General features: G+C 72.0%; 14 protein-coding genes. 7 read left to right on the forward strand and 7 right to left on the reverse strand.

Going from position 1 to position 21,580, the window contains the following annotated elements:
- Positions 1-69: 69 nt before the first annotated feature.
- Together Q8X39_RS20250 and Q8X39_RS20255 are read right to left on the reverse strand one after the other, a co-directional pair.
- On the reverse strand, positions 70-1,683 hold the full coding sequence (locus Q8X39_RS20250) for an acyl-CoA synthetase (RefSeq protein ID WP_305751509.1): 1,614 nt from the start codon (positions 1,681-1,683) through the stop codon (positions 70-72).
- Positions 1,680-2,861 carry an acetyl-CoA acetyltransferase gene (locus Q8X39_RS20255; protein ID WP_305751510.1) on the reverse strand — a complete coding sequence of 394 codons (1,182 nt, stop codon included), beginning with the start codon at positions 2,859-2,861 and terminating at the stop codon, positions 1,680-1,682. The genes Q8X39_RS20250 and Q8X39_RS20255 overlap by 4 nt, the downstream gene beginning before the upstream one ends.
- Before the next feature lie 220 nt (positions 2,862-3,081).
- Here Q8X39_RS20255 and Q8X39_RS20260 point away from each other — a divergent pair, with 220 nt between their 5' ends.
- Positions 3,082-3,942: an IclR family transcriptional regulator gene (locus tag Q8X39_RS20260; RefSeq protein WP_305751511.1), complete on the forward strand. Its 861-nt coding sequence runs from the start codon at positions 3,082-3,084 to the stop codon at positions 3,940-3,942.
- 131 nt (positions 3,943-4,073) lie between these two features.
- The gene (ppk2, locus tag Q8X39_RS20265; RefSeq protein ID WP_305751512.1) at positions 4,074-4,997 is read left to right on the forward strand and encodes a polyphosphate kinase 2; all 924 of its coding nucleotides are present in this window, start codon (positions 4,074-4,076) and stop codon (positions 4,995-4,997) included.
- Here ppk2 and Q8X39_RS20270 read toward each other — a convergent pair.
- Positions 4,991-8,308 carry a transglycosylase domain-containing protein gene (locus tag Q8X39_RS20270; RefSeq protein WP_305751513.1) on the reverse strand — a complete coding sequence of 1,106 codons (3,318 nt, stop codon included), beginning with the start codon at positions 8,306-8,308 and terminating at the stop codon, positions 4,991-4,993. The two genes, ppk2 and Q8X39_RS20270, sit on opposite strands and share 7 nt — an antisense overlap.
- Positions 8,309-8,633: 325 nt before the next feature.
- On the opposite strand from Q8X39_RS20270, the gene Q8X39_RS20275 reads away from it, so the two are divergent.
- Positions 8,634-10,757: a putative bifunctional diguanylate cyclase/phosphodiesterase gene (locus Q8X39_RS20275; protein WP_305751514.1), complete on the forward strand. Its 2,124-nt coding sequence runs from the start codon at positions 8,634-8,636 to the stop codon at positions 10,755-10,757.
- Positions 10,758-10,769: 12 nt separating this feature from the next.
- Here Q8X39_RS20275 and Q8X39_RS20280 read toward each other — a convergent pair whose 3' ends face one another.
- The 4 genes from Q8X39_RS20280 to xdhA form a co-directional block, all read right to left on the reverse strand.
- A complete protein-coding gene (locus Q8X39_RS20280) occupies positions 10,770-11,321 on the reverse strand; it encodes a Fic family protein (RefSeq protein WP_305751522.1) in 552 nt (183 codons plus the stop codon).
- A 64-nt stretch (positions 11,322-11,385) separates the two neighbouring features.
- The gene (xdhC, locus tag Q8X39_RS20285) at positions 11,386-12,336 is read right to left on the reverse strand and encodes a xanthine dehydrogenase accessory protein XdhC (RefSeq protein ID WP_305751515.1); all 951 of its coding nucleotides are present in this window, start codon (positions 12,334-12,336) and stop codon (positions 11,386-11,388) included.
- 15 nt (positions 12,337-12,351) lie between these two features.
- Positions 12,352-14,721, reverse strand: a complete 2,370-nt coding sequence (xdhB, locus tag Q8X39_RS20290; protein ID WP_305751516.1) for a xanthine dehydrogenase molybdopterin binding subunit — start codon at positions 14,719-14,721, stop codon at positions 12,352-12,354.
- On the reverse strand, positions 14,718-16,313 hold the full coding sequence (gene xdhA, locus Q8X39_RS20295; RefSeq protein WP_407068044.1) for a xanthine dehydrogenase small subunit: 1,596 nt from the start codon (positions 16,311-16,313) through the stop codon (positions 14,718-14,720). The genes xdhB and xdhA overlap by 4 nt, the downstream gene beginning before the upstream one ends.
- A gap of 186 nt (positions 16,314-16,499) precedes the next feature.
- On the opposite strand from xdhA, the gene Q8X39_RS20300 reads away from it, so the two are divergent.
- From Q8X39_RS20300 to Q8X39_RS20315, 4 genes are read left to right on the forward strand one after another with little or no spacing between them, the layout of a single operon-like run.
- Positions 16,500-17,489 carry a LysR family transcriptional regulator gene (locus tag Q8X39_RS20300; RefSeq protein WP_305751518.1) on the forward strand — a complete coding sequence of 330 codons (990 nt, stop codon included), beginning with the start codon at positions 16,500-16,502 and terminating at the stop codon, positions 17,487-17,489.
- Positions 17,486-18,817 carry a guanine deaminase gene (guaD, locus tag Q8X39_RS20305; RefSeq protein WP_305751519.1) on the forward strand — a complete coding sequence of 444 codons (1,332 nt, stop codon included), beginning with the start codon at positions 17,486-17,488 and terminating at the stop codon, positions 18,815-18,817. The genes Q8X39_RS20300 and guaD overlap by 4 nt, the downstream gene beginning before the upstream one ends.
- Positions 18,814-20,346 (forward strand): ABC transporter ATP-binding protein, encoded by a 1,533-nt coding sequence (locus Q8X39_RS20310; RefSeq protein WP_305751520.1) that lies wholly within the window; start codon positions 18,814-18,816, stop codon positions 20,344-20,346. The genes guaD and Q8X39_RS20310 overlap by 4 nt, the downstream gene beginning before the upstream one ends.
- A 28-nt stretch (positions 20,347-20,374) precedes the next feature.
- A complete protein-coding gene (locus Q8X39_RS20315) occupies positions 20,375-21,532 on the forward strand; it encodes an ABC transporter permease (protein ID WP_305751521.1) in 1,158 nt (385 codons plus the stop codon).
- The last annotated feature ends 48 nt before the right edge of the window (positions 21,533-21,580 follow it).

The following is a 21,580-nucleotide window of genomic DNA, read 5'->3' on the forward strand; positions in this document are numbered from 1 at the left end:
TCCTGTCGGTGGGTGGGTCGTGGGTGGTTCGTTCGTTCGTGCCGGTGCGGGGGCCGGCATCGGCCTGCGTCAGTCGGCCTGGACGGGCTGGATGTCGCCGCGGCGCAGCAGCTCCTCGCGCACGTCCTTCTTGGTGATCTTTCCGTAGCCGGACTTCGGCAGCGCATCCCAGAAGAAGAACTGGCGTGGCCAGCGGTAGCGGGCGAGTCTGCCGTCGAGATGGGCCAGCAGGCCATCGGCATCGACCGCAGGGGCGTGGCCGGCACGCCGCACCACGACGGCCACGCCGACCTCGCCCCAGTGCCGGTCGGGCACGCCCAGCACGGCGACCTCGGCCACGCCTGGGTGGGCCAGCAGCAGCTCCTCGCACTCGCGCGGGTAGACGTTGGAGCCGCCTGAGATGTACATGTCGGACTCGCGCCCGGTGATGTAGAGCAGCCCGCGCGCATCCAGCCGGCCGAGGTCGCCGGTGTGGAACCAGCCGCCGCGCAGCGCCTGGGCGGTGGCCTCGGGATTGCCGTGGTAGCCGGCGAACACGGCCGGTCCGCGCACGCAGATCTCGCCGATCTCGCCGGTCGGCAGCGGCCGCAGGTCGGCGTCGAGGATGGCGACCTCCATGCCGGTGCGCGGCCGGCCGCAGGAGCCGATGTGTGCGTCCGCATGGGCATCGTCGGCATGGTGCAGATGGGCCGGCAGCACGCTGATGCAGCCGGTCACCTCGCCCAGGCCGAAGTACTGCACCAGCACCGGTCCGAGCTTCTGGAGCGCCAGGCGCTGGTCGGCGCGGTACATCGGCGCGCCGGCATAGATGACGTGGCGCAGGCTCGAATGGTCGTGCTGGTCGACCGCCGGATGCTCGACCAGCTGCTTGACGATGGTCGGCACGGTGAAGAGGTTGCTGACGCGGTGCCGCTCGATCAGCGCCCAGACCACGGCCGGGTCGAACTTCTCGCCCGGCAGCAGCACGGTGGCCGCGCCGCGTGCGACGTTGAGCAGCAGGTGGACGCCCGCGCCGTGCGACAGCGGCGCGACCGCGATCGAGCGGTCGGACTCGGTCGTGCCGGGGATCAGGTCGGCCAGGTGGTTGGTCACCACGAAGGCCATCTGGCCATGCGTGAGGATGCCGGCCTTGGGCTTGCCGGTGGTGCCCGAGGTGTAGAAGAACCACAGCGGATCGTCGTGGCCCACCACCGCCTCGTCGGCCGGTGCGCCGGCATGCGCGGCCAGCAGCGCGGCATGGGTCGTGTCACCGGGAAGGCCGTGGCCATCGGGCTTCTCGCCGATCCAGACGACGTGGCGCAAGGCCGGCGCGGCGGCCCGCACCGCATCGGCATGGGCGCCGAACACGCCCTCGACCAGCATCGCGGCCGCGCCGCTGGACTGGCCCAGCCAGGCCACCTCCTGCGGCGTCAGGCGGAAGTTGGTCGGCACCCAGACGCAGCCCATGCGGAAGGCGGCCCAGGCGCTCTCGAACATCGCCACGCCGTTGCGCGACTGCACCAGGATGCGGTCACCGCGCTGCACGCCGAGCGCGCGCAGGCCGGCGGCCAGGGCGTCGACGCGGCGGTCCAGCTCGGCCCAGGTCCAGGACGCGTCGCCGTGGATCAGGCCGGGACGGTCGGGGAACAGCCGGGCGGTCTGGCTCAGCAGCTGAGCCAGGTTGCAGACCTGCGCGGCGTTCACGCGCGGGCCTCGGCCGCTTCGAGGATGCTGAGGTAGTTGGCCACCGCCGCACCGCCCATGTTGAAGACCGCGCCGCGCCGCGCGCCGGCCAGCTGCATGTCGCCGGCCGTGCCGCTGAGCTGCATCGCGGCCATGACGTGCTGCGACACGCCGGTCGCGCCGATCGGGTGGCCGCGCGACTTCAGGCCGCCGGACGGGTTGACCGGCAGCTTGCCGTCGAAGCGGCTGACGCCGTCGAGGATCACCCGCGCGCCCTCGCCGTGCGGGGCCAGGCCCATCGCCTCGTACTCCAGCAGCTCGGCGACGGTGAAGCAGTCGTGGGTCTCGACGAAGTGCAGGTCGTCGAGCGTGCAGCCGGCCTCGGCCAGGCCGCGCTGCCAGGCCAGCGCCGCGCCCTCGAAGCGGGTCGGGTCGCGGCGCGACAGCGGCAGGAAGTCGTTGACCTGGGTACGCGAGCGCCAGCGCACCGCCGGCTGGGCCGCGCCGGGCAGCGGCTCGGTCGACAGCACCAGCGCGGCCGCGCCGTCGCTCACCAGCGAGCAGTCCGAGCGCTTGAGCGGCCCGGCCACGAAGGGGTTCTTGTCCGACGGCTGGCGGCAGAAGTCGTAGCCGAGGTCGCGGCGCAGGTGCGCGTAGGGGTTGCGCACGCCGTTGGCATGGTTCTTCGCGGCGATGTGGGCCAGCGCGTCGCTCGGGTCGCCGAAGCGTTCGGCATAGCCGCTGGCGATGCGGCCGAACACGCCGGCAAAGCCGCCGGGCGTGTCGCCTTCCTCGCGCACGTAGGAGCAGCGCAGCAGGATCTCGCCGATCTGAGCGTTCGGCAGCGTGTTCATCTTCTCCAGGCCGACCACCAGCACGCGCCGCATGCGGCCCGCGGCGAGCGCATCGAGGCCGGCCCAGATCGCGGCCGAGCCGGTCGCGCAGGCGTTCTCCAGCCGCACCGAGGGCACGTGGCGCAGGGCGGGCACGGCCAGCGCGGCCAGCGCGCCGCTGAAGTCCTGGCGCACGAAGCCGCCGTTGAAGTGGCCGACGAAGACGCCGTCGATGTCCTCCGGCGCGAGCCCGGCGCGCTCGATCGCCGGGGCGGCGACGGCGGCGAACAGCGCCTCGGTGTCCAGCGCGTCGAGCTTGCCGAAGGGCGTGTGGGCCCAGCCGACGATGTGGGGAACGGTCGTCATGCGCCTGTCTCCTGTAGGACCGCCGCCGGCGATCGGGGCGGTCTACCATGTGAACCTGTGGTGTCCTCCGGAGCGCGTCGCGGGCCGGTTCGACTGGCTGGATGCTAGGTTCCGCCGAGGGAATTCCGGGGCGTTGCGTCCGGTCGGTCTCAGAAAATGGTTCACGATGTGGACCGTGGAGTTCGGGTAAATGCGGGGTTCCGGTGTGGATCAGGACGGCGTGACTGCGCCCTCCAAGGCACTCACCACGGCGGTCGCCGACGGCCTGCCCGCCGAGCGGGCCGACACCGCTGGCGCGCAGACGCTGCGGCGCGGGCTGGCGGTGCTGCGGCTGCTGACGCGGGTTGGGCCGGGGGGGCTGCGCATGAACGAGATCGGCCGTCGGCTGGGCCTGAACAAGTCGACCGCGATCCGGCTGACCCGCACGCTGGTCGACGAGGGCTTCGTGCTGCACGACCCGCACTCGGGCGCCTACCGGCTTGGACCGGAAGCCTTCGCGGTCGGCCTGGCCGCCGAGCCGAGCTACGCGTTGCAGCGGCTGGCCGCGCCGCTGATGCGCGCGCTGGCGCTGGAGTCCGGCGACACGGTCTTCTTCACCGTGCTGCACGGCACCGAGAGCATCTGCCTGTCGCGCACCGAGGGCGACTTCCCGATCCGCAACCAGCTCGTCAAGGCGGGCGACCGCTGGCCGCTGGGCGTGGGCGCGGGCAGCTGCGCGATGCTGGCGGCGCTGTCGGATGCGGCGATCGCCGACATCCTGGGCCGCAACGCCGCCGAGCGGCTGGCGCGCTACCCCGACTGCACCGACGCCGCGATCCGCGAGCTGGTGGCGCAGACCCGGGCGCAGGGCTATTGCGTCAACCCCGGCCTGGTGCTGGCCAGCAGCTGGGCGATCGGCGTGCCGGTGTACGACCGCGACGGCCGCCCGGTCGCCTCGATCAGCCTGGCGGCGATCGAGTCCCGCCTCGGACCGGCCCGCCGCGCCGCGCTGGGCAACCGGCTGCGGGTGGCGAGCCAGGAGCTGCAGGCCCTGCAGCGCGGCGAGCACGAGCCGGGCGAGGATGCGCCGGCTGCCGTGTGAGCGGTGGCGACCTCGCCTCGCGCGGGCTGGACGCGCAGCTTGCGCGACGTCATGGACCCGACACGCAGGATGCGCAGACTGGGAGCCCCGCGACGCACCCGTCCGAACCCGCTCCGTCCAGGACCCACGCCATGGCCAACCACGATGAACACGAGGCGCTGATGCGCCGCATCCATGCCGATCTGATCGACAGCTACGACGAGGAGCTGGAGCTGGAGATCGAGGACCGCAGCGTCGACGAGGCGCTGGGCGAGCTCGACATCGATGCCGACGGCACCCGCCGCGCCGAGCGCTCGCGCTACTTCCGTGAGCTGTTCCGGCTGCAGGGCGAGCTGGTCAAGCTGCAGGACTGGGTCGCCGAGACCGGCCAGAAGGTCGTGATCCTGTTCGAGGGCCGCGACGCGGCCGGCAAGGGCGGCGCGATCAAGCGCATCACCCAGCGCCTGAACCCGCGCGTGTGCCGCACCGTGGCGCTGCCCGCGCCGAACAGCCGCGAGCGCACCCAGTGGTACTTCCAGCGCTACGCGCCGCACCTGCCGGCGGCCGGCGAGATCGTGCTGTTCGACCGCAGCTGGTACAACCGCGCCGGCGTCGAGCGGGTGATGGGCTTCTGCGGCGAGGACGACGTCGAGGAGTTCTTCCGCTCGGTGCCCGAGTTCGAGCGCATGCTGGTGCGATCGGGCATCCGGCTGATCAAGTACTGGTTCTCGATCACCGACGAGGAGCAGCACGTGCGCTTCCTGGGCCGCATCCACGACCCGCTCAAGCAGTGGAAGCTCTCGCCGATGGACCTGGAGTCGCGCCGCCGCTGGGAGGACTACACCAAGGCCAAGGAGGCGATGCTGGAGCGCACCCACATCGCCGAGGCGCCGTGGTGGGTCGTGCAGGCGGTCGACAAGAAGCGCGCGCGCCTGAACTGCATCCACCACCTGCTGTCGCAGTTCGACTACCAGGAGATCGAGAAGCCGGGCGTCGAGCTGCCCGAGCGCGAGCGCCACGACGACTACATCCGCAACCCGGTGCCGGCGTCGATGATCGTGCCCGAGGTCTACTGACCTCGGCTGCGTGACAGGTGGCTCGCGGCCAGCTCGGCCGGCGCGGTCCGCACCGGCTTGGGCATGTCCTGGCCGGCCTGCCCGTCCGAGGCCTTGCACAGGCCCTTCTGCAGCAGCGGCTGGAGTGCCGGCATGAGCGTCTTGAGGGCCTGCGTGGGCAGGGCGCTGGTGAAGCTGTAGCCCTCGGCATGCGGCGCGGCGGCGTAGACCATCATGGTGCCGAAGTAGCGCTCGCCGATCAGGAACATGAAGGTGCCCGAGCGGCTGACGACCTTGGCCGAGGTCAGCTGGCCGTTGCGGCCGTAGACCTCGTAGCGGTGGTCGCCGGTGCCGGTCTTGCCGCCGATCGGGATGACCGCGCCGCTGGCGTCCTTCAGGCTGCCCTTCAGGCGCGCGGCGGTGCCGTTGTCGACCACGTCGATCAGGGCGGTGCGCACGACCTGGGCCAGCGCCGCGGGCAGCACCCGCCGGGCGGGTTCGGCCTGGCGCTGCAGGTGGGTCTCGTAGGGCGTGCCGACGCCGAAGGCGAGGTGTTCCAGCCGGCTCGACGGCCGCCGCTCGCCGCCGTTGACGAGGATGCCCATCAGCTCGGCCAGCGCCGCCGGCCGGTCGCCGGAGGCACCCAGCGCGCTGGCGTAGGACGGCGTCAGCGCGTCGAAGGGATAGCCCAGCCGCTGCCAGCGGCGGTGCAGCTCCTCGAAGGACTCGTCCTCGATCATCTGGCGGATGCGGACCTCCTGCGCACCGCGCTTGCGGGGCGACAGCAGCCAGGCGCCGGCGGTGCGGCGGGCCTCGGCGCCGGCGGCGATCAGGTCGCTCAGGCGCAGGCTGCCCTGGCGACGCAGCTGCGCGGCGGTCCACAGCTCGACCGGGTGCAGGCCGGTGATCAGCGCGCGGGTCTCGAGCGTCTCGGCCGAGGCGCCACCGTGGCGCTGCAGCAGCCGGGCCACCTGGTCGGCCGACGGTGCCGGTCGGGCCACGCCAGCGGCACGGTTCTGCTGCGCGGCGATGAAGGTGGCCAGCGCGGCGGCGTCGCCGTCCGGGTGCAGCAGGCCGAAGGCGGCGGCCAGGCGGTCGGGGCCGGGCGTGCCACGCATCGCGTCGACCAGCCGGTCGTCGATCGCCGCAGGGCTCAGGCCGCGGTAGCGGGCATGGAAGCGGCCCTGGAACTCGCGGCCCTCGTGTTCGATGAAGCGTTCGAGGTAGACCCGCCGCAGCGCCTCGGCCTGCGGTCCTGCGTCGTCGCGCAGCAGCGGCGCGGCCGGGCCCTGGTGGGCGTGGTGGCGCACCACGTCGCGCATCAGCCGCACGAAGACGAGGTTGACCGAGCGCCGCAGCGCCTCGCGCAGGTCCATCGTGCGGACATCGTCGAGCGGGTCGAAGTTCGAGAAGGTGTGCTGGCCGCCGCCGGTGTAGAAGACCTCGTACGGGCTGGCCGAGTAGCTGCGCCGCATCGCCGCGTCGAGCAGGGTCTCCAGCGGCAGCGGCGCGACGGCGGCTGCCAGCTGGTCGCGGGTCCAGCGTGACAGCAGGTCGTTCGGCGCCAGCGGCAGCGCCAGCAGCGCCGCGCGGTCCAGGCCGGACCAGCGCTCGTGCAGCTCGGCCACGATCTCCAGGTAGCTGACGAGGGTGCGCAGCTTGGCGGTCGAGCCGAGGTCCAGCCGGGCACCGTCGTTGATGTCGAAGGGCTGGTCGACGTTGTCGGTCTGGACCCGCAGCAGGTTGGCGTGTTCGCCGCGCTCGAACAGCGTGAAGCTGAATTGCAGGTGCTGCGGATCGTCGCCGTCCTGCAGCAGCCGGAAGCCGTACAGGCCGGCGGCGCGGGCTGCCTCGGGCGAGCGCAGGCTGCGCAGCGTCTTCGTGACGGCCTGCTGCAGGCCGGCGTCGAGCGTGCTGTCGGCGCGCAGGTCGAGCCGGTCGAGGTCGTAGGCCCGCGGCACCGCCAGCAGGCCCTGCAGGCGGGTGCGCAGCGCGGTCGCGGCCTTGCGTTCGCTGAAGGGCGGCTGGACCTCGCGCGGCGCGCTGACGCTGCGGCGCAGCGGGATTGCCAGCGCGCGGTCGCGCAGGCGGGTCGGGATGACGCCGGCATCGGCCATCACGCGCAGGTAGCTGTCGGTCAGGTCGGCCAGCGCGCGGTCCTGGTTGGCGCCCAGGTAGTAGGACGGCCGGCGCTGCGCGACCATCAGCGAGAGGGCCTGCTTGAAGGCGGCGGCGCGGCGCTCTTCGACATCGGCGAGGTCCGCGAGGTCGGCGGGGTGGGACGGCGCGGCCGCCGCCGAGGCCGTGGCCGCGACCGGCGTGACGCCGTCGGACGGCTCGCCGGGCACCTCGCGCAGCAGGTCGTTGAGCTCGCCGAAGTCCTGTCCGTACCAGGCCCACAGGCCGTCGCCCAGGCCATGCACCTCGCCCCAGCCGGGCCGGGCGGCCAGCGGCACGGTGTTGAGGTAGCTGCGCAGGATCTCGCGCCGGCGCGGCAGGGTCTGCTCGCCGTCGAGGTAGGCGCGCAGCGTCGCCGAGGCCATCTGGCGGAGCTTCTCGCCGGCGCCGTCGGTGCGGCCGTCGGGCGAGTGGCGGTACTTCTCGATCTGCGTGGCCAGCGTGCTGCCGCCGGGCGCGCGGCTGTCGTCGCCGATCAGCCGCAGCGCCTGTTCACCGACCGCCTTGCCCAGCCGCACCCACTCGATCGCGGGGTTCATGCGCGCGCGCTCGGGGTCGAGCAGCTCGCGGTTCTCGATGAAGAGCAGCGCGTCGACCAGCAGCGGCGGGATGTCGTCCCAGCGCTCGTAGACGCGGCGCGGGTAGCGCGAGGCGAACAGCGGCTGGCCGCCGCAGTCGGCCACGTCCAGGCCGGCCTGGTCCTTCTCGTGGTAGATCGTGAACAGGCCGGTGTCGACCAGTCCCAGCAGCCCGTCGCTCATGCGCGACTGGGCGCTGACGGCATAGCCCTGGGCCGCCATGGAGCGGGTCCATTCCGGCAGCCGGTGGTAGCCCAGCCGCTCGTCATAGGGGCCGTCGCCGGGGAAGCGGATGGCGGGGCTCGGTCCGGCCTCGACCACATGGCCCAGATCCTTCGTGATGCCGCTGAACAGCCAGGCCTGCAGGCGCGAGTGCTGCAGCTCGTAGAGCCCGGCCGCACCGATCGCGCCGACGGCGGCCGCCGGCAGGCTCCAGCGCAGCGCACGCCCGAACCAGCGCAGCCCTGACGTGCGTCTGGGGGGGGTGCCGGGGCCCGAGGCAGGGGGCTGCGCGGAGGCGGTGTCGCTGGCGCTCGGAAGGGCGGCGGGGGTGCTGCTGTCGGTCGGGCCGTCCACGATGGTTCCAGTGTGCTGTCGGATCACCAAGATAGCCGTTGCAGGTGTGTCATGGTGTGGCAGGCCTGCCAAGTCCGGCCCCCGAACAGGGTGCGGCGTGGTGTCGCACCGCCAATCGTTCACGCCGTTTCATGACGTTTCGATTCAGACACCTGCTGACGCCTGGACTTGTCATTGCAAGTTTCAGCGCCGCAAACCGTCACCATCTGTCGGGCCGTCGCGTCGTTTCATATTCATCAATTCCGGGCGCTGGGGTGCGCATGCATACTGCGGCGCAACCGGTCCGTTCCCTTGGGTTCTGACCACCAGAATGGATTGATTGAACATGTCGAGCTGGATGCGGTTGCTGCTGGTCACGCCTGACCCGCAGACCGTTCAAACCCTGGGCGCCGCCCTGCAGGCGCTCTACCTGCTGGAGACCGCGGCGAGCGCGGAAGCAGGGCTGTCGGCGCTGCACCAGGGACGCCACGACGCGCTGCTGCTGGAACTGCCGGACCCGACCGAGGCGCTGGCGATGCTGGCGCGCGTGCGTGCGGAGCCGACATGGCGCCACCTGCCGGTGGTGATCCTCTGCGGCGCGCCGGACGAGGCCTTCGAGGACCGCGCGCTGCAGCTCGGCGCGACCGACTTCCTGACCACGCCCTACCGTGCCAGCGTGGTGCGCGCGCGCATCGCCAACGTGCTGCGGCTGCGCGAGCCGCAGGAGCAGCAGCGCCATGCCGACGCGCGCTGGGTCCGTGCGGTCGAAGGCGCCGAACAGGGCGTGTGGGACTGGGACCTGTGCTCCGGCCTGGTGACGCTGTCGCCGCAATGCCGGCTGCTGGCCGGCGAGCCGGCCGAATCATCCGCGCCGGTGCCCTTCAAGGCCTGGCGTGAGCGCATCCACCCGGACGACGCGACCGCCGCGCAACGCCGCCTGGAGCGGCACCGTCGCGGCATTGCCAGCGGTTACGAAAGCGAGCATCGCCTGTGCTGCAGCGACGGCCGCGAGGTCTGGGTCCACGAGGTCGGACGGGTCGTGCAGCACGACGCCAACGGCGAGCCGCTGCGCATGATCGGCACGCTGACCGACATCTCGCGCCGCAAGGACGCCGAGGCCCAGGTCCTGAGCCTGGCCTGGTATGACCCGATCACCGACCTGCCGAACCGCCGCAAGCTGGTCGAGCTGCTGAGCCACAGCCTCGAAGGCGACCTGATGGGCCGCAGCGGCGCGACGCTCTACCTGATCGACCTGGACCACTTCAAGCTGATCAACGACGCCCACGGCCACGAGACCGGCGACCAGATGCTGCGCGGGGTGGCGCAGCGCCTGCGTGCCTCGGTGGCCCGCGGCGACATCGTCGCGCGCATGGGCGGCGACGAGTTCGCGGTGCTGCTGCTGCACGAGCAGCGCTCGGTCGAGCTGGCGCAGTCGGTCGGCCAGTCGGTCGGCGAACGGCTGCTGCGCGTGCTGGCCCAGCCGCACCAGATCGGCGACCAGCTGCACCACTGCCTGGCCAGCGTTGGCGTCGTCGCGGTCGATGCCGACCAGGCCCAGCAGGCCGAGCAGCTGCTCAAGTGGGCCGACATCGCGCTGTACGCGGCCAAGCATGCCGGGCGCGGTTGCCTGCGCTACTTCGACCCGGCCATGCAGGCGGCGGTCGAGGCCCGCTCGCGGCTCGAGAACGAACTGCGCGAGGCGCTGTCGGACTGGCAGTTCCGGCTGGTCTACCAGCTCCAGGTCGGCGAGGGCGAACACGCGCTCGGAGCCGAGGCGCTGGTGCGCTGGCAGCACCCGCGACGGGGCTTCATCGGCCCGAACGAGTTCATCGCGCTGGCCGAGGAGACCGGCCTGATCGTGCCGATGGGCCGGGCGCTGCTGGAGCGGGTCTGCCTGCAGCTGTGCGCCTGGGCCGACGACCCGCAGATGCGCGAGGTCACGGTCAGCTTCAACATCAGCGCCCGCGAGATGGGCGAGCCCGACTTCGTCGAGGCGGTGATCGACATCCTGCAGCGCACCGGCGTGCCGGCGCGGCGGCTCAAGCTGGAGCTGACCGAGAGCGCGCTGCTGGGCGACGTCGACGACATCGCCGCGCGCATGCACCGGCTGCGCGCGCACGGCGTGGGCTTCTCGCTGGACGACTTCGGCACCGGCTTCTCGTCGCTGGCCTACCTCAAGCGCCTGCCCTTCGACCAGCTCAAGATCGACCGCAGCTTCGTGCGCGACATCCTGGAAGACAACGTCGACGCGCACCTGTCGCGCGCCATCGTCGCGCTGGCCGCCAGCCTGGGCCTGAGCGTGGTCGCCGAAGGCGTCGAGCTGGCCGCCCAGGGCGAGATGTTGCGCACCTTCGGCTGCAGCCGCTTCCAGGGCTTCCTGTTCGGCGAGCCGATGTCGGCCGAGGCGTTCGCCGAGGCCCTGCACACGGCGGCTGCGCGCAACACGGTGCCGGGGGTGCTGGCGGATTGAGGGGCGGGGGCTTCAGCGGCTCAGCAGCTCGATGTAGGCCTGGTAGCCATAGCTGCGTTTGCTCTTCTGGCCCGTCTGCTCGACCACGATGCCCAGGCCTTCCAGGCGTTGCACCGCTGAGGTGGCGGTCGGGAAGGTGGTCCCGAGCTGCAGGCGAGCCTGGTCGATCGTGAAGCGCGGCATCACCGGCAGCAGTTCGAACAGGCGGAAGCTGGCCGAGTTGGCCTTCGGGTCTTCGAGCAGTCGGCGGCGATCTGCATTGACCAGGCTGGCGAGAGCGACGATGCCGCGTTCGGCCTCGGTCGCGGCGGCTTCGATGCCCTCCAGGAAGAAGCGGATCCAGCCTTCCCAGTCGCCATCGGTGCGGATGGCCGAAAGCCGGCGGTCGTACTCGGACTGGTGGCGCTTGAGGTAGCCGCTCAGGTACATCAGCGGCTCGCGCAGCAGGCCCCAGTCTTCCAGCAGCGCGGCGATCAGCAGGCGGCCGATCCGGCCGTTGCCGTCCAGGAAGGGGTGGATGGTCTCGAATTGCGCATGCACCAGCGCCATCCGCACCAGCGCCATGCGCACCAGCGGCGGACGGTGGTGCGCATCGGATTCAAGCGTTCTTGAAAGGGGATGCGGCGAATCAAAGCATTCTTTGATTCACGGCCACCCGATTCAAGCCCGCTTTCATCGCCCCCGCCCCGTCCTGTGCAGCCCCGGCCACCTGCAGCAGCTGGGCGACCACGGAGATCGCCAGGACCTCGGGTTCCTTGCCGGTGATGCCGGGCAGGCCGATCGGGCAGGTCAGGCGCGCCAGCGTGTCGGGCGGGATGCCGCGTTGCTCGTGGCGGTGCAGGAAGCGGGCGCGCTTGGTCTGGCTGCCGATCAGGCCGCAGTAGGTGAAGTCGCCGCGCCGCAGCACGGCCTCGGTGATGCGCAGGTCCAGTTCGTGGCTGTGGGTCAGCACGAGGAAGAAGCTGCCGGGCGGGGCGCTGGCGACCTCGTGTTCGGGGCTGTCGCTGCACAGGCGCTCGATGTGGGCGGGCTCGTGCGGGTCGACGGGCGGGAACTCGGCCTCGCGTTCGTCGACCCATTGCACCGCGACGTTCAGGCCGGCCAGCAGCCGCACGATGGCCCGGCCGACGTGGCCCGCACCGTGCAGCTGCAGGTGCAGGCGCGGCTGGCCGGGCCGCCAGCCGGCCAGCGCGGCGGCGTCGAGCGGGCGCAGGGTCAGCGTCACATGGCCACCGCAGCACTGGCCCAGCGACGGCCCCAGCGCGATCGGCCAGACGCGTGGCGTGGCCGCCAGCGCGGCCAGCGCGTCCGGCCCGGCCGCCAGCAGCGCCCGCGCGGCCTCGATGGCCTGCAGCTCCAGGTGGCCGCCGCCGACGGTGCCCAGCACCTCGGCGGTCGACACCAGCATGTGCGTGCCGGTCTCGCGCGGCACCGAGCCGCGGTGGGCGCTGACGCAGACGTCGATGGCCGTGCGGCCGGCCGCCAGCCACTGCTGCGCGGCGGCGCGCAGGGCGAGTTCCGGTGGCGTCGTGTGCGAGCCCGCCGCGGCGCCGGCTGTCGTCGAATCGATCGTGTTCATCGGCCGTTCCGGCGTTCAGCCGGCCGTGGCGGCGCGCACCGCATCGACCGCGTCGAGGATGGCCTCGCCGGTGGCCGGCGCACGCAGCGGTGGCTGCACGCGGTGTCCGCCGACCGCCGAGACCGCGTCGCGGATGGCCAGGAAGACGCTGAAGGGCAGCAGCAGCGGCGGCTCGCCGACGGCCTTGCTGCGGTGGATGCTGTCGGCGACGTTGCGGTTCTCGAACAGCCGCGTGTGCAGCGCCTCGGGCACGTCGTTGGCGGTCGGGATCTTGTAGGTGCTGGGCGCATGCGTCATCAGACGGCCCGCGTTCGGCGAGCCATCCAGCGGTTGCCACCACAGCTCCTCGGTCGTCAGCCAGCCCATGCCCTGCACGAAGGCGCCCTCGACCTGGCCGATGTCCAGCGCCGGGTTGAGCGACGCGCCGACGTCGTGCAGCAGGTCCGCGCGCAGCAGCCTCCAGTCGCCGGTCAGCGTGTCGACGACGACCTCGCTGAGCGCCGCGCCGTAGGCGAAGTAGTAGAAGGGCTTGCCCTTGAGCCGCTCGCGGTCCCAGTGCAGGCCGGGCGTGGCGTAGAAGCCGTCGCTCCAGAGCTGCACCCGCGCCAGGTAGGCCTGAGCGATCAGCTCGGGCCAGCCGATCGTGTGGCCGGCCGGATGCGCGACGACGTCGTTGCCGAAGCTGATGCCGGCCGAATCGACCTGCCAGCGCGCGGCGATGAAGTCGGCCAGCCGCTGGCGGATCTGGCGGGCCGCGTCCTGCGCAGCCTTGCCGTTGAGATCGCTGCCGGTGGAGGCGGCGGTGGCGGAGGTGTTGGCGACCTTCTGCGTGTCGGTGGCGGTCACGCGGACCCGCTCGAAGGCGGTGCCCAGCTCGTGCGCGACGACCATCGCGACCTTGGTGTTCAGGCCCTGGCCCATCTCGGTGCCGCCGTGGTTCACCAGGATCGAGCCGTCGGTGTAGACATGCACCAGCGCGCCGGCCTGGTTGAAGTGGGCGACGTTGAAGCTGATGCCGAACTTGACCGGCGTGAGCGCCAGGCCCTTCTTGAGGATGGGACTGCCGGCGTTGAAGGCGGCGATGGCCGCGCGTCGCCCGTCGTGATCGGCCTCCTCGGCCAGCTGGCGCACCAGCGGCTCGATCACGTTGTCCTCGACCACCTGCTCGTAGGGCGTGACGTTGCGGCGGTCGGTGCCGTAGAAGTTGGCACGCCGCACGGCCAGCGCATCGAGCCCCAGGTCGCGCGCGATCTCGTCGAGGATGACCTCGATGGCCAGCGCGCCCTGCGGCCCGCCAAAGCCGCGGAAGGCGGTGTTGCTCTGCGTGTGGGTGCGGGCGCAGTAGCCGCGCATGCGCACGTTCGGCAGCCAGTAGGCGTTGTCGAAGTGGCACAGCGCACGTGTCATCACCGGCGGCGACAGGTCGGCCGAGTGGCCGGCGTTGGAGATCATGTCGATGCGCACGGCCAGCACGCGGCCGGCCGCATCGTGGCCGACCTCGTAGTCGAACTCGAAGCCGTGGCGGCGGCCGGTGATGGCGAAATCGTCGTCACGATCGGGCCTGAGCTTGACCGGCCGGCCGAGCTTGCTCGCCGCCAGCGCGGCGCAGCAGGCGAACAGCGCCGACTGCGATTCCTTGCCACCGAAGCCGCCGCCCATGCGCCGGCACTGCACCTGCACGCGATGCGATGACAGGCTCAGTGCGTGAGCCACCATGTGCTGCATCTCGCTCGGGTGCTGGGTCGAGCAGTGCACCAGCAGGCCGCCGTCCTCCTGCGGGATGGCGTAGGAGATCTGGCCTTCGAGGTAGAACTGTTCCTGACCGCCGAGGCTGAAGCTGCCACGCCGGCGATGCGGCGCGGCGGCCAGCGCGGCATCGGCATCGCCACGGTCCAGCGCCATCGGCGGCACGACGTACTGGCCCCGCGCGTGGGCCTCGCGGGCGGTCAGCACGGCGGGCAAGGGTTCGGCCTGGATGACCTGGCTGGCCAGCGCGGCGGCGCGGCGGGCCAGCTCGCGGCTGCGGGCCACGACCAGGAAGACTGGCTGGCCGACGTGGCGCAGCGTGCCGTCGCACAGGATGGGGTCGTCATGGACGATCGGGCCGCAGTCGTTCGGGCCGGGGAAGTCGGCGGCGGTGTAGACCGCGACGACGCCCGGCTGGGCCCGCAGCGTCGCCAGGTCCAGCCCCAGCAGCCGGCCATGCGGGATCGGCGACAGGCCCAGCGCGGCATGCAGCGTGCCGGCGACCTCGGGGATGTCGTCGATGTAGGGCGCGCTGCCCTGCACGTGCAGATGGGCCGATTCATGCGGGCGGGCGACGCCGACGCGGCGCGGGTCGGCGCTGGCGGCACCGGGCTGCTTCAGGTCGGTCATGGTGTTCATGCGGCCTCCTGGGTGCGGGGTTGGCCGGACGCGGCGGGCGCCAGGCGCAGGCGCGTGGTGCACGGGTCCAGCGGCGCATCGGGCCGGGTCTCCAGCCAGAGCCGGTGCAGCAGGTTGGCGGCGATGCGCTGGCGGTAGCCGGCGGTCGCGCGCAGGTCGGTCAGCGGCTGGAACTCGGCGGCCAGCGCGGCCTGGGCGGCCGCCAGCGTGGCGGCGTTCCAGGGTTGGCCGAGCATGGCGGCCTCGGCCTGGCTGGCACGTCGGGCGGTGGCCGCCAGGCCGCCCCAGGCCAGCCGCACATGGGCGACATGGCCGCGTTCATCGAGTCTCAGCGCGAAGGCGCCGTAGACGGTCGAGATGTCGCTGTCGATGCGCTTGGAGACCTTCCAGCCGCGCAGCGCCGTGCCGGGCTGCGGCAGCGGCACGTCCATCGCCACCAGCAGCTCGCCGGGATGCAGCGCGTTGACACCGTAGGACAGGTAGAAGCGATCGATCGGCAGGCTGCGGGCGACCTCGCCGCAGCGCATGTGCAGCATGGCGTCGAGCGCCAGCAGGGTCGGCGGTCCGTCGCCGATCGGCGAGCCGTTGGCGATGTTGCCGCCCAGCGTGCCGGCATGGCGCACCGGCGGCGAGGCAAAGCGCTTCCAGGCGTCGGTCAGCTCGGCATCCAGGCCGGCCAGTGCGGCCCAGGCGTCCTCCAGGCTGGCGGCCGCGCCGATCCACAGCGAGCCGTCGCGGCGCTCGATGCGCTTCATCTCGGCGACCTCGCCGACGTAGAGCAGCGTGTCCAGTTCGCGGAACTGCTTGTTGACCCACAGGCCGATGTCGGTGGCGCCGGCCAGCAGGCGCGCGCCGGGCTCGGCGGCGCGCAGCGCGGCCAGCTCGTCGAGGCTGCGCGGGGCGTGGAAATGCGCGATCCGGCCGGGCCACGCCGGGTGGACGGCCGCGTGGTGCAGCGGCGGGTCCTGGGCCAGCTCGCGCAGCTGCGCGGCCAGGGCGGCCAGCGCGGCGGCATCGAGGCGCGCCGCGCCGGGCTGGCCCAGGCGCTCGGCCGCATCGAGGATGGGCCGGTAGCCGGTGCAGCGGCAGAGGTTGCCGGCCAGGTCGTCGGCCAGCGTGGCGCGGTCGGCCGGCTGGCCGGCGTTGCACTGGCGTTCATGCACGGTGGCCATGGTCATGACGAAGCCGGGGGTGCAGAAGCCGCACTGCGAGCCGTGGCAGTCGACCAGCGCCTGCTGCGCCGGGTGCGGCGTGCCGGTGGGCAAGCCGCAGGCGCGCGGCAGGTCCTCGACCGGGATGACGGCCTTGCCGTCCAGCGTCGGCAGGAAGGCCAGGCAGGCATTGAGGTTGCGCAGCCGCAGCGTGTCGGCTCCCGTGCCGACCAGCGTCGCGCCGGGCGTGGCCCGGTCCTGCTCGCTGGCCAGTTCGGCGACCAGCACGGTGCAGGCGCCGCAGTCGCCTTCGTTGCAGCCTTCCTTGGTGCCGCAGCCGCGGGCGTCCTCGCGCAGCCAGTCGAGCAGGCTGCGGGTGGTCGGCACGTCGCCGGGCTGGGTGATCTCGCCGCGGTGGATGAAGCGGATGGGCCGGGTCATGGTCATCGGGGTGTGGCTCGCAAGAACGTGGACATGAAGGCTTGCAGCGCGGGCTTGCGGCCCGGCGCAACCGTTCGGAACGGGTCCTGGTCGGGTCCGGACCGGGATCGGGAGTTACCCGCAAGATACTCCGTTCGTCTGTGAACGGTATACGTCCGCAACCATGGTTGATATGCTCAAAGCCGTATGAGCAGCCGAGTCGACTTTGACAAGATCGAGCTTCATCTCGTCAGGGTCCTTCATACCGTGATCACCGAACGCAGCGTCTCGCGAGCCGCGATGCGCCTGGCCTCCACCCAGCCTGCCGTGAGCGCCCAGCTCAAGCGGCTGCGCACGCTCACCGGCGATCCCTTGCTGGTGCGCTCGGGCACCGGCATGGTGCCCACCGAGGTCGCGCTGCAGCTGATGGCACCCGCCGAGGTGCTGCTGCGCAGCGCCGAGCAGCTGTTCGGCGGCAAGTTCGGCGACCGTGCCTTCCGGACCTTCTCGCCGCAGTCGCAGGCGGTCGAATTCCGCCTCGCCGCGAGCGACTACCTCGACCCCAGCTTCCTGCCCGGCCTGGTGGCGCGCATCAAGCAGCAGGCGCCGCTGGCCCACCTGACCATCCACCCGCTGTCGGCCGACTACGACTACCGCGCCCGGCTGGCGCGCGGCGAGGTCGACCTGGTGATCGGCAACTGGCTGGAGCCTCCCGGCGAGCTGCACCTGGGCCGGCTGTTCGCCGACGAGGTCGTCTGCCTCGTCGCGCAGGACCACCCGGCCGTGCGCAACCCGCGCAGCTGGACGCTGGAGCGCTACCTCGACGCCGAGCACGTCGCCCCGACGGCGCTGCATGCCGGCGCGGTCGGCGTGATCGATGAACATCTTCAGCGCCTGGGCAAGCAGCGCCGCATCGTCGTGCGCAGCGCCCACTTCGCGCTGATGCCGCTGATGCTGGCGCAGACCCAGCTGGTGCTGACCACCGGCCGGCTGTTCTGCCAGCGCTACCTCGACAGCCTGCCGCTGCGCATCGTGCGCTGTCCCGTCAACTTCCCGAGCATGACCTACTACCAGCTGTGGCACGACGTGAGCCACAACGCCGCTTCCCTGCGCTGGCTGCGCGAGACCGTGCGCGACGTCGCCCGCACCCTGGGCAGCGCGAAGACCACGACGCCGCCCAACGGGAGGTCGTCATGACCGGTCCGCGCCGCGTCGCGCTGCAGGGCGACCTGCTCGATGTCATCGGCGATCCCGGCTGGTCGGCACCGCAGGACGCGCCGTCCGGCGTGCGCTTCCGGCCCGGCCACTGGCTGCTGATCGAGGACGGCCGCATCGTCGACGTGCGGGCCGAGGCGCCGGGCCCGGACTGGCGGCGCGAGGTCCGCACCGGCCAGCTGATCCTGCCCGGCTTCATCGACACGCACGTGCACAGCCCGCAGCTCGACGTCATCACCAGCTACGGCACCGAGCTGCTGGACTGGCTCGAGACCTACACCTTCCCGGCCGAGCGCCGCTACGCCGATCCGGCCGTCGCGCAGGCCGGTGCGGCGACCTTCCTGGATGCGCTGCTGGCGCACGGCACGACCACCGCGGTGGTCTTCCCCACGGTCCACAAGGTCTCGGCCGACGCGCTGCTGGCTGCGGCGCATGCGCGGGGCATGCGGCTGATCGCCGGCAAGGTGCTGATGGACCGCCATGCGCCCGACGGCCTGCGCGACGACGTCGTCGGTGCCGAGGCCGACAGCCGCGAGCTGATCGCGCGCTGGCATGGCACCGGCCGGCTGTCCTATGCGTTGACGGTGCGCTTCGCGCCGACCAGCACGCCCGCACAGCTGGCCATGGCCGGCCGCCTGCTGGCCGAGGTGCCGGGTCTCTACATGCAGACCCACGTGGCCGAGAACCGCGCCGAGGTGGCCTGGGTGGCCGAGCTGTTCCCGCAGGCGCGCAGCTACCTCGACGTCTACCACCGTGCCGGCCTGCTCAACGAGCGCTCGGTGCTGGCCCACGGCATCTGGCTGGACGACACCGACCGCGCGCTGCTGGCCGACACCGGCGCGCAGATCGCGCACAGCCCGAGCAGCAACCTGTTCCTGGGCAGCGGCCTGTTCGGCTGGCGTGCGCTGGAGGCCGCCGGCGCGCGCGTGAGCATCGCCAGCGACGTCGGCGGCGGCACCAGCCTGTCGATCCAGCGCACGCTGGCCGATGCCTACAAGATGCAGGCGATGCAGGGCGTCAAGCTGTCGGCCTGGAAGGCCCTGTACACGGCCACGCGCGGCGGCGCCGAGGCGCTCGGCCTGGCCGGCGAGATCGGTTCCTTCGAGCCCGGCCGCAGCGCCGACCTGTGTGTCTGGGACTGGGCCAGCGGCCCGGTCGCGCAGCACCGCGATGCGCTGGCGCGCGGCTTGCACGAACGCCTCTTCGCCTGGCTGATGCTGAGCGACGAGCGCAACCTGCACGAGACCTGGATCGCCGGGACCTGCCGGCCTTCCCCCATCCGCCCCGACCGATCCGGAGTGTCACGATGAGCCCTGTTCCCCGTCTCCAACTGAGCGGCATCACCAAGCAGTACCCGGCGGTGCGGGCCAACGACGATGTCAGCCTGACGGTCATGCCCGGCCAGATCCATGCCGTGCTGGGCGAGAACGGCGCGGGCAAGTCGACCATGATGAAGATGATCTACGGCGCGGTGCAGCCCGATGCCGGCGAGATCCGCTGGAACGGCCAGGCCGTGCGCATCGCCAGCCCGGCGCAGGCGCGCACGCTGGGCATCAGCATGGTCTACCAGCACTTCTCGCTGTTCGACACGCTGACGGCGGCCGAGAACGTCTGGCTCGGACTGGACAAGTCCATGAGCCTGGCCGACGTGACCCAGCGCATCCGCGAGGTGGCCGGCGTCTACGGCCTGGACGTCGATCCGCTGCGCCCGGTTCACACGCTCAGCGTGGGCGAGCGCCAGCGGGTCGAGATCGTGCGCGCGCTGCTGACGCGGCCGCAGCTGCTGATCCTCGACGAGCCGACCTCGGTGCTGACGCCGCAGGCCGTCGACAAGCTGTTCGTGACGCTGCGCCAGCTGGCCGAAGAGGGCTGCGCCATCCTCTACATCAGCCACAAGCTCGACGAGATCCGCGCGCTGTGCCACCACTGCACGGTGCTGCGCGGCGGCAAGGTCACCGGCGAGGTCGACCCGACGCAGGAGACCAACGCCTCGCTGTCGCGGCTGATGATCGGCGCCGAGCCGCCGGCGCTGCAGCACCGGCCGAGCCAGCCCGGCCAGGTCGCGCTGGCGATCAAGGGCCTGAACCTGGCCAAGCAGGACCCGTTCGGCATGAACCTCGCCGACATCGCGCTGGACGTGCGCTGCGGCGAGATCGTCGGCATCGCCGGGGTCTCCGGCAACGGCCAGCAGGAGCTGATGGCCGCGCTGTCGGGCGAGGACCCGCGCGCCGCGCCGGGCAGCCTGGCGCTGTTCGGGACCGATGTCTCGCGTGCCTCGCCGCGCAAGCGCCGCAAGCTCGGCCTGCATTTCGTGCCCGAGGAACGGCTCGGTCGCGGCGCGGTGCCGACGCTCTCGCTCGCCCACAACGTGCTGCTCACGCGCACCGAGGGCGTGGGCGCGGGCGGCTGGCTGAAGATGGGCGCGATCCGTGACCAGGCCGCCGGGCTGATCTCGCGCTTCAAGGTCAAGGCCGGCGGGCCGGATGCGGCGGCCAAGTCGCTGTCGGGCGGCAACCTGCAGAAGTTCATCGTCGGCCGCGAGATCGACGCCAACCCGAAGCTGCTGATCATCAGCCAGCCGACCTGGGGCGTGGACGTTGGCGCGGCCGCGCAGATCCGCGGCGAGCTGCTGGCGCTGCGCGATGCCGGCGCGGCGCTGCTGGTGGTCAGCGAGGAGCTCGACGAGCTGTTCGAGATCTGCGACCGCATGGTCGTCATCGCGCAGGGCCGCGTCTCGCCGTCGGTCCCGACGGCACAGGCGACGATCGAGCGCATCGGCGAGTGGATGTCGGGTCTGTGGGACACGAAGGACGACGCGGCCGTCCCGGGCCACGCCTGAGCCGCACCACAGCAACGAAGGAATCGACATGTTCAAGCTCGAACCCAGGGCCCAGCCCTCGCAGTGGATGTCCCTGGCCTCGCCGCTGCTGGCGCTGGCCATCACCGTGGTGGTCGGCATCACGCTGTTCATGCTGCTCGGCAAGGACCCGGTGCGTGGCCTGCAGGTCTTCTTCCATGAGCCGGTCAAGAACGCCTACGCGCTGTCCGAACTGAGCGTCAAGGCGGTGCCGCTGGTGCTGATCGCGCTGGGCCTGGCGGTGTGCTTCCGCTCCAACCTCTGGAACATCGGCGCCGAGGGCCAGTACATCTTCGGTGCCATGGCCGGCGGCTGGGTCGCGCTGCAGGTCGGGCCGGATTCGGGCTGGGCCTGGATGGGTCGTGGCATCGTCGTCGTGATCCTGCTGGCCGGCGTGCTCGGCGGCATGGTGTGGGCCGGCGTGGTGGCGCTGCTGCGCGACCGCTTCAACGCCAGCGAGATCCTGGTCAGCCTGATGCTGGTCTACGTCGCCGAGATGGTGCTGAGCTTCCTCGTCTACGGGCCCTGGAAGGACCCGCAGGGCTACAACTTCCCGCAGACCGTCACCTTCGACGCGGTCACGCGCATCCCCAAGCTGTTCAGCGGCTTGCGCGCCAACATCGGCCTGATCGTCGCGCTGGTGCTGGTGGCGGGCTTCACGGTGTTCCTGTTCCGCACCTACCGGGGCTTCGCGCTGCAGGTCGGCGGGCTGGCGCCGGCGGCGTCACGCTATGCCGGCTTCTCCTCGCGCGCGGCGCTCTGGACCGCGCTGCTGGTCTCGGGTGGCATGGCCGGCCTGGCCGGTGCGCTGGAGGCGGCCGGACCGCTGGGCCAGCTGACCCCGTACGTGCCGGCCGGCTACGGCTTCGCCGCCATCATCGTGGCCTTCGTCGGCCGGCTGCATCCGGTGGGCATCGTGTTCTCGGCCGTGCTGATGAGCATGTTCTACATCGGCGGCGAGCTGGCGCAATCGCGCATGGGCCTGCCCAAGTCCATCACCGGGGTGTTCCAGGGACTGCTGCTGTTCGCGCTGCTGGCCTGCGACACGCTGATCCTCTACCGCGTGCGCTGGGTCGCCAGGCCCGCTGCGCCGGCGTCGTCCTCGCCGAACGCGGTGCCCGCGGTGCCTGCGTCCCCGCCGGCCCCGGCCCAGACCCGCACGGCCTGAGCAACCGTCTTGAAGGTCAAGTGTCGTGAAGCATCGGCACCCACCTGG

Source organism: Leptothrix discophora (genome assembly GCF_030705305.1).
GTDB classification, from domain to species: Bacteria; Pseudomonadota; Gammaproteobacteria; order Burkholderiales; family Burkholderiaceae_C; genus Sphaerotilus; species Sphaerotilus discophorus.

Bases quoted from the DNA above. Each gene is read 5' to 3' on its own strand.
- Q8X39_RS20255 (WP_305751510.1), bottom strand. From the start codon at position 2,861: ATGACGACCGTTCCCCACATCGTCGGCTGGGCCCACACGCCCTTCGGC.
- ppk2 (WP_305751512.1), top strand. From the start codon at position 4,074: ATGGCCAACCACGATGAACACGAGGCGCTGATGCGCCGCATCCATGCC.
- Q8X39_RS20275 (WP_305751514.1), top strand. From the start codon at position 8,634: ATGTCGAGCTGGATGCGGTTGCTGCTGGTCACGCCTGACCCGCAGACC.
- Q8X39_RS20280 (WP_305751522.1), bottom strand. From the start codon at position 11,321: ATGGCGCTGGTGCGGATGGCGCTGGTGCATGCGCAATTCGAGACCATC.
- xdhC (WP_305751515.1), bottom strand. From the start codon at position 12,336: ATGAACACGATCGATTCGACGACAGCCGGCGCCGCGGCGGGCTCGCAC.
- xdhB (WP_305751516.1), bottom strand. From the start codon at position 14,721: ATGAACACCATGACCGACCTGAAGCAGCCCGGTGCCGCCAGCGCCGAC.
- xdhA (WP_407068044.1), bottom strand. From the start codon at position 16,313: ATGACCCGGCCCATCCGCTTCATCCACCGCGGCGAGATCACCCAGCCC.
- Q8X39_RS20300 (WP_305751518.1), top strand. From the start codon at position 16,500: ATGAGCAGCCGAGTCGACTTTGACAAGATCGAGCTTCATCTCGTCAGG.
- guaD (WP_305751519.1), top strand. From the start codon at position 17,486: ATGACCGGTCCGCGCCGCGTCGCGCTGCAGGGCGACCTGCTCGATGTC.
- Q8X39_RS20310 (WP_305751520.1), top strand. From the start codon at position 18,814: ATGAGCCCTGTTCCCCGTCTCCAACTGAGCGGCATCACCAAGCAGTAC.
- Q8X39_RS20315 (WP_305751521.1), top strand. From the start codon at position 20,375: ATGTTCAAGCTCGAACCCAGGGCCCAGCCCTCGCAGTGGATGTCCCTG.